At 72.7% G+C, this 12,442-nt stretch carries 12 protein-coding genes; 4 read left to right on the forward strand and 8 right to left on the reverse strand.

What is annotated here, in order from left to right; genetic code table 11:
- Window positions 1-518 precede the first annotated feature (518 nt).
- Together ACIRG6_RS16345 and trpS are read left to right on the forward strand one after the other, a co-directional pair.
- A complete protein-coding gene (locus ACIRG6_RS16345) occupies window positions 519-665 on the forward strand; it encodes a hypothetical protein (protein WP_364684815.1) in 147 nt (48 codons plus the stop codon).
- Window positions 662-1,687 (forward strand): tryptophan--tRNA ligase, encoded by a 1,026-nt coding sequence (gene trpS, locus ACIRG6_RS16350; RefSeq protein ID WP_403323167.1) that lies wholly within the window; start codon window positions 662-664, stop codon window positions 1,685-1,687. The genes ACIRG6_RS16345 and trpS overlap by 4 nt, the downstream gene beginning before the upstream one ends.
- Here trpS and ACIRG6_RS16355 read toward each other — a convergent pair.
- Entirely contained in the window at window positions 1,627-2,643 is a 1,017-nt protein-coding gene (locus ACIRG6_RS16355; protein WP_403323170.1) for a GlxA family transcriptional regulator, read from the reverse strand. The genes trpS and ACIRG6_RS16355 overlap by 61 nt on opposite strands.
- 75 nt (window positions 2,644-2,718) lie before the next feature.
- On the opposite strand from ACIRG6_RS16355, the gene ACIRG6_RS16360 reads away from it, so the two are divergent.
- Window positions 2,719-3,303, forward strand: a complete 585-nt coding sequence (locus ACIRG6_RS16360; protein WP_364684821.1) for a cysteine hydrolase family protein — start codon at window positions 2,719-2,721, stop codon at window positions 3,301-3,303.
- Window positions 3,304-3,360: 57 nt separating this feature from the next.
- Here the strand turns inward: ACIRG6_RS16360 and ACIRG6_RS16365 are convergent, their stop codons facing one another.
- From ACIRG6_RS16365 to ACIRG6_RS16395, 7 genes are all read right to left on the reverse strand, one after another.
- Window positions 3,361-5,223 (reverse strand): LamG domain-containing protein, encoded by a 1,863-nt coding sequence (locus tag ACIRG6_RS16365; RefSeq protein WP_403323173.1) that lies wholly within the window; start codon window positions 5,221-5,223, stop codon window positions 3,361-3,363.
- A 212-nt stretch (window positions 5,224-5,435) separates the two neighbouring features.
- A complete protein-coding gene (gene proC, locus ACIRG6_RS16370) occupies window positions 5,436-6,248 on the reverse strand; it encodes a pyrroline-5-carboxylate reductase (protein WP_239765274.1) in 813 nt (270 codons plus the stop codon).
- A gap of 174 nt (window positions 6,249-6,422) precedes the next feature.
- Window positions 6,423-7,226, reverse strand: coding sequence for an ABC transporter permease (locus ACIRG6_RS16375; protein WP_364684827.1), 804 nt, complete (start codon window positions 7,224-7,226; stop codon window positions 6,423-6,425).
- Window positions 7,223-8,068: an ABC transporter ATP-binding protein gene (locus tag ACIRG6_RS16380; RefSeq protein ID WP_403323177.1), complete on the reverse strand. Its 846-nt coding sequence runs from the start codon at window positions 8,066-8,068 to the stop codon at window positions 7,223-7,225. The genes ACIRG6_RS16375 and ACIRG6_RS16380 overlap by 4 nt, the downstream gene beginning before the upstream one ends.
- 32 nt (window positions 8,069-8,100) lie before the next feature.
- Window positions 8,101-8,892: a class I SAM-dependent methyltransferase gene (locus tag ACIRG6_RS16385; protein WP_403323180.1), complete on the reverse strand. Its 792-nt coding sequence runs from the start codon at window positions 8,890-8,892 to the stop codon at window positions 8,101-8,103.
- A 336-nt stretch (window positions 8,893-9,228) separates the two neighbouring features.
- Complete coding sequence (locus tag ACIRG6_RS16390) at window positions 9,229-9,732, reverse strand: EamA/RhaT family transporter (protein ID WP_364684833.1); 504 nt, start codon at window positions 9,730-9,732, stop codon at window positions 9,229-9,231.
- A gap of 44 nt (window positions 9,733-9,776) precedes the next feature.
- Window positions 9,777-10,103: an SH3 domain-containing protein gene (locus tag ACIRG6_RS16395; protein ID WP_364684835.1), complete on the reverse strand. Its 327-nt coding sequence runs from the start codon at window positions 10,101-10,103 to the stop codon at window positions 9,777-9,779.
- Window positions 10,104-10,297: 194 nt separating this feature from the next.
- On the opposite strand from ACIRG6_RS16395, the gene ACIRG6_RS16400 reads away from it, so the two are divergent.
- On the forward strand, window positions 10,298-12,430 hold the full coding sequence (locus tag ACIRG6_RS16400; RefSeq protein WP_403323183.1) for a serine/threonine-protein kinase: 2,133 nt from the start codon (window positions 10,298-10,300) through the stop codon (window positions 12,428-12,430).
- Window positions 12,431-12,442: the final 12 nt, after the last annotated feature.

Below are 12,442 nucleotides of genomic sequence, written 5' to 3' on the forward strand. Positions count from 1 at the left end.
AAGGAACGGACGCTTCCTTTGTACTCACCCTCTCGGGCTTTCCTCCGGGCGCTTCCCTTCGGTCTTGCGTTTCCGACTCTATCAGACCGTTTTTCGATCCGATTTCCTCGGTGCTTTCCAGGTTCTCGCTTTCGCGTTTCCCTTTCCGGCGGTTCCGACTCTATCAGATCCTTTCGGGCTCTGATTCCCCGTCAGAGGGGGTTGTCTTCCCGGCTGTTGGGCCGTTCCGACGAGTGAGACTCTAGCGGATTCCCGACTCCCGAGCTAATCGGGGGCCGCGTTCTTTCGAACGTGGATTCCTCATTCCGCGAATACGCGTGCCAATGACACGACGACGCCGACAGCGCGACTGTTCGTCGAGGAGTGGTTGGTACTTGCGGAATCGCTGTCCGGGGACCGACCGGAGTCGGCGCTCACGTCGGACAACTCGGAGAACAGTACGGATGGGGGCATGCCGTGTCAACTCCATGGCGAGGCGGCTGCCCGACGCGTAGCGTGGGCGGCGTGATGACGCGTACGTGCAACCAGTTCTGGTGGGCCGCCTGACGGCGGCCGCGCTCACGTACGCACTCGACGGCCGCCGCTTCGGCGGCCGTTCTCGTATCTCCCTCCAGGAGGGGCGGCCGGCGGGTGGCGGCGGCCCTGACCAGGAGGTGGAGAAATGACGCGGGTCTTCAGTGGGGTCAAGCCGACCGGGCATCTGACGCTGGGGAACTACCTGGGAGCCATGCGGCAATGGGCCGCGGAGGATCAGCATCGGTCCGACGCGCTGTTCTGCGTCGTCGATCTGCACGCGCTGACCGTCGACCACGATCCGGCACGGGTGCGCCGGCTGAGCAGGCAGGCGGCGTCGCTGCTGCTGGCGGCGGGGCTGGATCCGGAGTTGTGCACCGTGTTCGTCCAGAGTCATGTGGACGAACACGCACGGCTGTCGTACGTACTGGAGTGCGTGGCCACGGACGGTGAGATGCGCCGGATGATCCAGTACAAGGAGAAGGCCGCGCGGGAGAGGGAGCGGGGCGGGAGTGTGCGGCTGTCGCTGCTGACCTATCCCGTGCTGATGGCGGCCGACATCCTGGCCTACGGGACGGACGAGGTGCCGGTCGGGCACGACCAGACGCAGCACGTGGAGCTGGCCCGGGATCTCGCGGTGCGGTTCAACCAGCGGTACGGGCACACGTTCGTGGTGCCCAGGGCCACGAATCCGGCGGTGGCGGCTCGGGTGATGAACCTTCAGGAGCCGGCGTCGAAGATGGGGAAGAGCGACGACGTCGGGCCGGGGATCGTCTATGTGCTGGACGAGCCGGACGTGGTGCGGAAGAAGGTCGTGCGGGCCGTGACCGACAGCGGGCGTGAGGTCGTGTATGACCGGGAGGCGCGGCCGGGGCTCGCGAACCTGCTGGAGATCCTCGCCGCGTGCACGGGCGGGGAGCCGGCGGAGCTGGCGGAGGCGTACGACTCGTACGGCGCGCTGAAGAAGGACGTCGCGGAGGCCGTGGTGGAGGTGTTGCGGCCGTTGCGGAAGCGGCACCAGGAGCTGTGCGCGGATCCCGGATACGTGGAGGGCGTGCTGCGGGACGGCGCGGAGAAGGCGCGGGCGATGGCCCGGCCGACCGTGGATGCCGCTTATCGCGCGATCGGGCTGTTGCCTCCCATGGCGGACACCGTGGTGAACGCGGCCCGGTAGGCGCGGGGGCTGGTGGCGAGGCGCGATGCGAAGTGCTGGCGCATCGTGACCTCGCTGCCGAAGCCGGCCCGGCGGGCGATCTCGGGCATGGGGAGGTCGGTGCGCTCCAGGAGTTTCTGGGCGGCGGCGATGCGCTGGTCGAGGAGCCAGCGCAGCGGGGTGGTGCCGGTGGCCGCGGTGAAGTGGCGGGCGAAGGAGCGGGGGGACATGCCGGCGCGGGTGGCCAGGTCGGCGACGGTCAGGGGTTCGTGGAGGTGGCGCAGGGCGTGCTCGCGGACGGCGGCGAGGGCGTCGGCGTCCCGGTCGGTGCGTGGGGTGGGGTGCTCGATGAACTGGGCCTGGGTGCCGGTGCGGAAGGGGGCGGTGACCATCGAGCGGGCGATGGTGGCGGCGGCCTCGGCGCCGTGGGCCAGGCGGACCAGGTGGAGGCAGAGGTCGATGCCGGCCGCGGTGCCGGCCGCGGTCCAGAGGTTGTCGTCCTCGATGAACAGGGCGTCGGGGACGACGGTGACGCGGGGGTGGTGGGTGCGCAGGAGGTCGATCAGCCGCCAGTGGGTGATGGCGCGGCGGCCGTCGAGCAGGCCCGCCTGGGCGAGGGTGAACGCGCCGCCGCACAGGGCGGCGACGGTGGTGCCGCGGGCGTGGGTGCGGCGGAGGGCGTCGAGGACCGGGGCGGGGGCCGGGGTGAGGTGGTCGTCGAGGCCGGGGACCACGACGAGGTCGGCGTGGTCCAGCCAGTCGAGGGGCCGGTCGGGGTGGAGGGCGAGGCCGCCGCGCATCGGGACTGCGGTGGTGCCGTCGGCGGCGACTCGGCGCAGGTCGAAGGCGGGGGCGCCGCGGTCGGTGCGGTCGGTGCCCCAGACCTCGGTGATGACGGAGACGTCGAAGGCCCGGATGCCGGGGAAGGCGACGAGGGCGACGCGGTAAGGGGCCTGGACGATGGCCTGCACTGCCATGGGTGGCAGTAAACCATCGATCGCTGACTTCTGTACCTCTGGGGAGCGTGGCCGTCCGGCGGCACGATCGTGGGCATGGACATCGCAGAGAACGCAGCGCTGGTGGTCGTGGACGTGCAGAAGGGCTTCGAGGAGCTCGACTTCTGGGGGACGCGCAACAACCCGGCGGCGGACGACAACATCGCCGCCCTCATCGACGTATGGCAGTCGACCGGGCGGCCGGTCGTCTTCGTGCGGCACGATTCGGCCAAGCCGGGGTCGCCGTTGCGGACGGGGTACGAGGGCAACGACTTCAAGGAGTACGTGGAGAGGCGGCGCGGGAAGGGGAGCGGGGCCGAGCTGTTGATCACGAAGACCGTGAACTCGGCCTTCCTCGGGACGCCGGACCTGGGGGCGTGGCTCCGGGAGCAGGGGATCGACCAGGTGGTGCTGGCCGGGATCCAGACGAACATGTGCGTCGAGACGACGGCCCGGATGGGCGGGAACCTCGGGTACGACGTGCTGGTCGCGTTCGACGCGACGTACACCTTCGGCCTGGAGGGGCCCTTCGGCTGGCGGCAGAGCGCGGACGAGCTGGCGCGCGCGTCGGCGGTGTCGCTGCACGGGGGCGGGTTCGCGCGGGTGGTGACCACGGGGGACGTGGTGGCCGCGGCGGAGTGACACGGCCGGGCCGGTGGGTGCCCGGCCGGCGCGCCGAGGCGCCGGCCGGGCAGTCGGTCAGGCCCCGAGCACTTCGGACAGTTGCTGGGGCGAGGCCACGGCGCCGGACCAGACCCGGACGTCCTTGACGCGGGCCGGCACGTGGTTCGTCCAGGCGGTGCCGTCCGTGACGGCTCCCACGGTGAACGGACCCGAGCCGACGGGGTCGGGGATGAGGCGCGGGGTGCCGTTCGGGTTGGTTCCGATGTAGAGCGCTATGGTCCCCGCCTGTGCGTCGTATACACCGGTCAGCCGTACGGGTTCGTCCGTGCGGGCAGGTTCGTCGGAGGTGCTCGCGACGTACGTGCCGTCGGCGTCCAGGCGGCCGAAGCGCCAGGACCCTACGGGAACCAGCTTCTCCTCGAGGGCGTCCGGATCCCAGGTCGTCACCATGCCTCTGGCTTCGTACCACAGCCCCAAGGTGGAGCCGTCGGCCGCGCGCCAGCCGAGGACGTGACCGACACGGCCCTTGGGCCAGGACGCGACCGCGGAGCCGTCCAGCGTGACGTCCGTGCTCACCGTGAACGAGCCGGTGCCGTCCACCAGTGGCCCGTCCGCCACCGCCGCGGCGTTCACGCCGTCCAGCGTGAGCGTGCGGCCGTCCAGGGCCGCGCCGCCGGACAGCGTCAACCGGGGGCCGTAACCCGACACCGTGTCGGTGAGTGCGGTGCCGCTCTCCCCGTCGGCGGACCAGTCGGCCACCAGTTCCACGGCGTTGCGTCCGCCGTTGGGGATCCGGGCCTCGGCGGCGATTTCGCTGTCGGTGAGGGGTCTACGCCAGACCGCGACCTCGTCGAGGGAGCCGTCGAAATAGTCGCCGTACTCCTCGGGCGAGCCGTCCAGCAGTGACCGGCCGAACTGCAGCGGTCCGTCGGCCGCGCCCACGCCGGGCGCGGTGCCCGTGGCGCGCAGTCGGCCGTTGACGTACAGCCGGGTCCGGTCGGCGGATGCGTCGTAGACAGCGGCGAGATGGGTCCACACGCCGGGTGTCGCCTGGCGGTCGGCCGCCAGAGTCAGGTGGTCGGCACCGGCGGGCAGGGACGGCCGGAACGTCCAGGTGCTCCGGGTCGCGTCGTAGGACAGACGGAAGCCGCCGTCCTGAGCCAGCACCGTCCGGTCGGTGGCATCCAGCGTGTCGGGACGCACCCAGGCCGAGAGGGTGTAGGAGCCGCGGGTGTCCAGCACCGGACCGCTCGTCGCCGCGTACCCGCCGCTGCCGTCTAGGGTCAGCCCTCGGTCCGTGACCGGTTCCGGCAGCGGTACTTCGTAGTCGTCGTGGGTCTGCACGCCACGCCGCCCGCGGTCGTCGCGGGTCGCGCCGCCCGAGAGCGTCGCGTCGTTGCGCGTCGTGCCCTCGGCGGTTGCGGAGTCGCGCGCCGGACCACTCGCCTCGTCGAAGCGCCAGCGGCCGAGGGGGGTCTCACCTCGTGCGACCAGGAACTCCGCCTGGGCGGCGGCGCCGGCCCGGCCGACCTCGTCGATGGCCTGCACTTCGAGACGGTAGAGCCCGCCCTGCTGAGGGACGTGGGTGACCGTGGCGGTCTCACCGGTCACCGACGACCAGGTGGCCTCCGAGGAGAGGTGGTACCGGTAGGCGACGATGTCCGTGTCGGCCGGGTTCGGCGCGAACGTGAACGTCGCCGGCACGCCCGGTGCGCCGGCCGCCTGGCACACGGTCGTGCACGACGTGTACGGAGCGGCCAGCCTGATCCGGGGAGGCAGCGGCGCCGTGGTGTCGGCTTCGGGGCCCTCGCCGTGCCGGGACGCCCGGTTCAGCGCCGCCTTGGCCCGTTCGTTCGGGTGGGACGACGGCGGGCCGTCCGGAGCGGCGGGCAGCGCATGGGCCGTCGTCGCGGGCAACGACAGAGCGGCTGCCGCCATGGCGAGCGTGGCGGCTGCGGTGCCGGCCCTCCGCCTTCGTCTCCGGTCCCGTCCGTCCCCGTCGGTTCGTCCCCACCCCAGCGTCACGGAATGCTCCCTCTTCCTTCACGATCTTGACATGTGCACGGATTCAATCTCCGTGTTCACGCAGCGTCAAGGCGATTCGGGAGCTTGGGGAGCGCCGCCGGGCCGGGCGTCCGGTCGGTGGAGGGTCAGTCCTTGGTGCCGGAGGCCAGTTCGCGGCTGCGGTCGCGGGCGGCTTCCAGGGCGGCGATCAGGGCCGCCCGGACGCCGTGGTTCTCGAGTTCGCGGATGGCGTTGATGGTGGTGCCGGCGGGGGACGTGACGTTCTCGCGGAGCTTGACCGGGTGTTCGCCGCTGTCGCGGAGCATCTTCGCGGCGCCGATCGCGGACTGGACGATCAGGTCGTGGGCCTTGTCCCGGGGCAGGCCCAGGAGGATGCCGGCGTCGGTCATGGCCTCGACCAGGTAGAAGAAGTAGGCCGGGCCCGAGCCGGAGAGGGCGGTGCAGGCGTCCTGCTGGTTCTCGGGGACGCGGAGGGTCTTGCCGACGGCGCCGAAGATCTCCTCGGCGTGCGCGAGGTGGGCGGCGGTGGCGTGGGTGCCGGCGGAGATGACGGACATGGCCTCGTCCACGAGGGCGGGGGTGTTCGTCATGACGCGGACCACCGGGGTGCCGGCGGCGAGGCGGTCCTCGAAGAAGGAGGTCGGGATGCCCGCGGCGCCGCTGATGACCAGGCGGTCGGCGGGGATGTGCGGGGCGAGTTCGTCGAGGAGGGTGCCCATGTCCTGCGGCTTGACCGTGAGGATCAGGGTGTCGGCCGTCTTGGCGGCCTCGGCGTTGGTGACCGGGGTGACTCCGTAGCGGGTGCGGAGTTCGTCGGCCCGTTCCGGGCGGCGGGCGGTGACCAGGAGGTCGGCGGGTGCCCAGCCGGCTCCGATCATTCCGCTGAGCAGGGCTTCGCCGATCTTGCCGGTGCCGAGGACTGCGACTTTCTGGGTCATGGGTTTCGGTGCCCTCCGGTGCCCTGTCTGGGGTGTGTCGTCCGTCGTCGTCATCCTCGCACTCGCGGGGGCGGCTGGGGTGTGGCGTCCAGTCCGCGGGACGCCGGGGCTGCCGCCCCCCAGGCCCCCGCTTTCGGCCTGGACGGCCTCGGATCCACACGCCGGACGGGCTGACTATGCCGTGCGGCGCTTCAAAGTCGCCGCGCCCAGGGCCAGGACCAGGAGGGCGCAGCCCGCCACGATCAGGGCGTCCCGTACGAAGGTGGCCGTCATGTCGGTGTGGCGCAGGACCTCGTTCATGCCGTCGACCGCGTAGGACATCGGCAGGACGTCGGAGACGGCCTCCAGGGCGGGGTGCATGCGGTCGCGCGGGGTGAAGAGGCCGCAGAGGAGGAGCTGGGGGAAGATCACTGCCGGCATGAACTGGACCGCCTGGAATTCCGAGGCCGCGAAGGCCGAGACGAAGAGGCCGAGTGCGGTGCCCAGGAGGGCGTCGAGCAGGGCGACCAGGAGAAGGAGCCAGGGGCTGCCGGTCACGTCGAGGCCGAGGAACCAGACCGCCAGGCCCGTCGCCAGGGCCGACTGGACGATCGCGAGGGCGCCGAAGGCGAGGGCGTAGCCGGCGATGAGGTCGCCCTTGCCCAAGGGCATGGCGAGGAGCCGTTCGAGGGTGCCCGAGGTGCGCTCGCGCAGGGTCGCGATGGACGTGACCAGGAACATCGTGATCAGCGGGAAGATCCCGAGCAGGGAGGCGCCGATGTTGTCGAAGGTGCGCGGGCTGCCGTCGAAGACGTAGCGCAGCAGGAACAGCATCAGGCAGGGGATCAGGAGCAGCAGCGCGATCGTGCGCGGGTCGTGGGCGAGTTGGCGCAGGACGCGGGCCGCGGTGGCGGTGGTGCGGGAGAGGTTGAGGGCGCCGGCGGGGGCGGGGTGGAGGGTGGTCCCTGTGGTGCGGGTGCTGGGAGTGGTGGTGGTCATCGCGTGGTCTCCTTCGTGCGGGCTGCCGCCGTGGCCTCGTCCACCAGGTGCAGGAAGGCCTCCTCGACCGTCTCGGCGTCCGTGCGGGTGCGCAGGGCGTCGGGGGTGTCGTCGGCGAGGAGCGTGCCCTCGCGCATCAGGAGGAGGCGGTGGCAGCGCTCGGCCTCGTCCATGACGTGCGAGGAGACGAGGAGGGTGGCGCCGCGGTCGGCGGCGAGCGAGTGGAACAGGGTCCACAGGTCGCGGCGGAGTACGGGGTCGAGGCCGACCGTCGGTTCGTCGAGGACCAGGAGTTCCGGGGCGCCGAGAAGGGCGACGGCGAGGGAGACGCGGCTGCGCTGGCCGCCGGAGAGGTTGCCGGCCAGGGCGTCGGTGTGGGTGGTGAGGTCGACGTCGGCGATGGCCCGGGTGACGGTCTCGCGGCGGCGGTCGGAGGAGGCGCGGCCGGGGTCGAGGATCGCGGCGAAGTAGTCGAGGTTCTGGCGGACGGTGAGGTCGTCGAAGACGGACGGGGCCTGGGTGACGTAGCCGATGCGGGTGCGCAGGTTGGGGTGGCCGGCGGGGCGGCCGAGGACGTCCAGGGTGCCGGTGACCTTGGCCTGGGTGCCGGCGATCGCCCGCATGAGGGTGGACTTGCCGCAGCCGGAGGGGCCGAGGAGGCCGGTGATCTGGCCGCGCGGGACGGTGAAGCCGAGGCCGCGCAGGACGGTGCGGGAGCCGCGCGCGACGGTGAGGTTCTCGGCGTGGACGGCGGGGGTGGCGGGGGTGGTTCCCCCGTCGGGGGCGGCGGCGTCGACGGCTGTCGTCCGGTCGCCGGGAGGGTGGGGCGAGTAATTCATCATGTGATGAATACTGCTCCCGCCCTCCCGTCGCGTCAAGCAGTCGCGGGAGTCCTGGCGAGCAGCAGGATCACGTCGTACGTCTCCTCGACGATCCCGTCCGGGAAGACGGCCAGGAGGTGCTCCCGCTCCTCGGCCAGGAAGGCCGCGCTGCGTTCCTCGCCGTGGATCAGGAAGACCGAGTGGCTGGCGAGGTTGGCCAGGTGTGTGTCCAGCGGGACGCGACGGCTCCAGCGGATCGTGCGGCGGGTGAAGGCCAGGCGGCCGGAGGGGTCGGCGACGCGGGCGTTGACGTCCCGTTTCTCGGCGGAGACGTTCAGGCCGAACCGCCGCTCCGTGCGTGCGGCCGCCTCGGCCGTCCACGGCACGTCGAGGGCGTCGGTGTTCCACCACAGGGCCAGCGCCCCGCCCGGACGCAGCACGCGCAGCGCCTCCGGGACCGACCGGACGGGGTCGGTCCAGTGCCAGGCCTGGGCGTAGGTGAGGAGGTCGAGGCGGTGGTCGGCGAGGGGGAGGGCGTTGCCGTTGCCGCGGATCATCGGCACATCGGGAAGGCCCCGGCGGAACTGGGCCGCCATGCCCTCACCGGGCTCGACGGCGATGACGTCGGCGCCGCGTTCGCGCAGGCGGGCGGTGGCGATGCCCGTACCGGCGCCGATGTCCGCGACGCGGGAGCCGGCCAGGGGTCGGCCGGACAGCTCCTCGATCGCCTCGAAGAGGGCGGGCGGGTAGGAGGGGCGGTTGGCGGCGTACTGGGCCGCTGCCGCGTTGAAGGAGTGGGCGCGGGCGGAGTGGCCGGCCGGCGAGTCGGCCCTCGGTGTCGTCATACGGCCATGGTGGCCGGGTGACCGCGGGGCGCGGGGGGCTTTCCGTGGGGAGCGTGCCGGCCGGGCCCGGTGCGTGGAGTCGGCAGGCCGGCGGCCCGTTCCGCGGAGGGTCTCGTCTTGGGGCGCACGGTCACCCGCGCCGCGGTCGGGCCGCGGATCGTGGCGGTCCGTGGCCGGGACGTCTCTCGGCCGAGCAGGTGACCGCCGCTGTCGACACCCGTGACGTACGAGGCGTTGCCGGCCTTGGCGATGTCCTCGGGGCGGCCGACGTGGCGCCCCGGTGACCCGGGCCAACCGCAGCCGGCGTGTGGCACCCGGAGGGGACCATGGCGCGGGCTAGGAGCGGCGGCGCTTCTTCGACGGGTTGCGGGAGCGGCGGGTGGTGCGCTTCTCGTACTCCTCGCGGGCCGCGTCGTACTCGGTGCGGTGGAGTGCCTCGCCCGGGGCCTCGGTGAAGGTGCGGAAGAAGTAGGCGAGGAGCGTGCCGACGAAGCCGATGGTGAGCAGGCCGCGCAGGGAGGACTGGCGGTCGGGGTCGGGGCGGCTGCTGAAGCCGGACCAGGTGTGCCGGAAGGCCAGGGCGCTGCAGACCGCGAACATCACGACCATCAGCAGCGACACGAAGCCGCCGATGTCGGCGATCTGGAGGCCCTCGTAGGCGATGCGCAGGACGAAGCAGGCGGCAGCCGCCACGGCGAGGGAGCCGACGGCCAGGCCGGCCCGGCGGGCGGCGTAGCCGTGGTCGTGGTTCACCCAGGTCGTGCCGAAGAACCTGAGGGGTTCGGGGCGAGGGCCCGCGGGGGTGTCCGGGATGCCGTTCGTGCCGTTCTCTGCGCTCACGGAACGATTATGGCGCCGGACGTGCCGCGGGCCCCCGGGTGGGCTCAGGAGCAGCGGGACGCGACGTAGCCGTCGCTGCCGGTGCGCACGTACGTGTCGGAGACGTATCCGTTGCCGATGTTGTCCCAGATGCCGCTGGTGCCGTACGGGCCCGTCACCGTCGTCCCCGGCGTCTGGCAGTGGATCGCGACGCGGGCTCCCTCCGACAGGACCCGCACGATGCCGTAGCCGGTGCCGGGGCCGCTGCGGACGTTGAGACGGACGCCCGGGGCGACCGGGTAGGACGAGACGGCCGCCGCGGTCGCCGTCGTCGTGACGGCTTCCGTGCCGCCGTCGGTGTGTTCCAGCTGGCCGACATGGTCGACAGTCATGTGTTCTCCCCCGTGGGACCCCGCGTGTGCCGTGGGGTCCCGTCGATTCCGCTGTGACGAGCTGTCCGGAACAGGCCGCCACACACGAGTTCGCGACTCGCACGCGGAGGCTAGCAAGCCGCCTCGGCCCCGTACGAGTCATCGACTAGGCTCCGAGCGTCGCGCGCGCAGAGGAACAGCACGGGGGTGGTCCCATGGCGCCACGGGAGTACGACGGAGCGGGCGCGGAAGCGGAACGTCCGGAATATGCCGGTCACTACCGTCTGGAGTCCTGTCTGGGATCGGGCGGCATGGGCGTCGTGCACGTGGCCCGCAGCACCTCCGGGATGAAGCTGGCGGTGAAGGTCGTCCACGCCCGCTATGCCGAAGACCCCGAGTTCCGGGGGAGGTTCCGGCAGGAGGTGGCCGCGGCGCGGCGGGTGAGCGGTGCCTTCACCGCGCCGGTCGTCGACGCCGACCCAGAGGCCGGGCGGCCCTGGATGGCCACCCTGTTCATCCCCGGGCCGACCCTCTCGGAGCAGGTGAAGCGGAACGGGCCCATGGACCCCGCGCAGTTGCGCCGGCTGATGGCCGGGCTCGCCGAGGCACTGCGGGACATCCACCGGGTCGGAGTCGTGCACCGGGACCTGAAACCGAGCAACGTGCTGCTCGCCGAGGACGGTCCGAAGGTCATCGACTTCGGCATCTCCCGGCCGACGGACAGCGAACTGCGGACCGAGACCGGGAAGTTGATCGGCACGCCGCCGTTCATGGCGCCCGAGCAGTTCCGCCGGCCCCGGGAGGTGGGCCCCGCGGCCGACGTGTTCGCCCTCGGCTCGCTGATGGTGCACGCGGCGACCGGGCGCGGGCCCTTCGACTCGGACAGCCCGTACGTCGTCGCCTACCAGGTCGTGCACGACGAGCCCGACCTGACGGGCGTGCCGGAGACGCTGGCGCCGCTGGTGCTGCGGTGCCTGGCCAAAGAGCCGGAGGAGCGGCCCACACCGGACGAGCTGATGCGGGAGCTGCGGTCGGTGGCGGCGTCGTACGACACGCAGGCCTTCCTGCGGGCGCCGCGGACCGAGGAGGCGGACGGACCGGAGACGGACACCCCGGGGACGGGCACGCCGGGGACGGGCACGCCGGAGCCCCGGGCGGACGAGCCCGCCGCGCGGCCCGCACGCCGCCTCGGCCGGCGGACGGTGCTGGTCGCCGGGGTGCTCTGCCTCGCCGTGCTCGGCGGGCTCGCCTCGCTCCAGTGGTCCGGCGGCTCCGATCCGGCGCGGCAGACCGCTGTCGCGCAGGACGCATCGGGCTTCGGCGCGTGGGAGACGGAGGCGGCTCCGCGGAGCGGTGTGCCGCAGTGCTCGTACGGCGCGGGCAAGCTGATGTGCGGGCGGCCCGGGCTGGTCTTCGCCCTCGATCCGGCCGACGGCCACACCCTGTGGCGCCACGACGTCACGGAGGCGACGCGGAGCGAACCGCCGGTCCTGGCGGGCGGTCTCGTGCAGCCCGAGGTCGGCCTGATCGGTGACCTCGAGGCGCTCGACCCCGCCACCGGCGAGGTGGCGTGGCACCAGGGGATGCCCGAGTACAACGGGCTGCGGTGCGCGGGCGGCATGCTTCTGCTCACCGCCGCCGACGGGCGGGTCACCGGTGTGGACGGCGCCTCCGGCGAGACCGCCTGGTCCCGCCGGATCCCCGGGCAGGACGTGCCGTACTTCTCCGCCTTCGCCGGGGACCCGACGGCGTACGCGGCGAGCGTGTCCGCGGACGGTACCGGCACCCGGACGACCGCGGTCGACCCGGCCACGGGCGAGGTGCGGTGGGACGCCGGTCTGGAGGGGAGTCTGACGCCGGTGGGCACGGCGGAGGGCTCGGTGTACTTCCTGGCCGACGGCGAGGTCCACGGCGACGCGACCGCCGTCGTGCGTTACACGCCCGGCACCCGGCAGGTCCGCCGGGTGCGGCTGGACCTGCCGGTCGCGCAGGCGCAGGCGGGGGTGCGCGGGAACACCGTGTACCTCATGGGCGAGGGCGGCTCGCTGGTCGCCGTCGACATGGCGGCCGGGAAGCAGCGGTGGCGGCTGGAGACCGGGGTGAGCCGGGGCTCGGCGCCCGCCTCCGACGGACGGCACGTGTACGTCACCGCTCCCGACGGGCGGCTCCTCGGGGTCGACGCCCGCACGGGAAAGCTCCTCGGGCAGACCCGGCCGCGGCTCGCCGCCGACTCCGACCGGGTGCCCGCCACACTGCACGTACCGGTGCTCGCGGGCGGGCACGTCTACGCCGGTGCGCCGGACGGGACCGTGTTCGGCGTGGACGGGCGGGACCCGGCCGCCTGGTAGCCGGGCCCCCTC

This window comes from Streptomyces flaveolus, assembly GCF_044765825.1.
In the GTDB taxonomy this organism is placed as follows: Bacteria; Actinomycetota; Actinomycetes; order Streptomycetales; family Streptomycetaceae; genus Streptomyces; species Streptomyces flaveolus.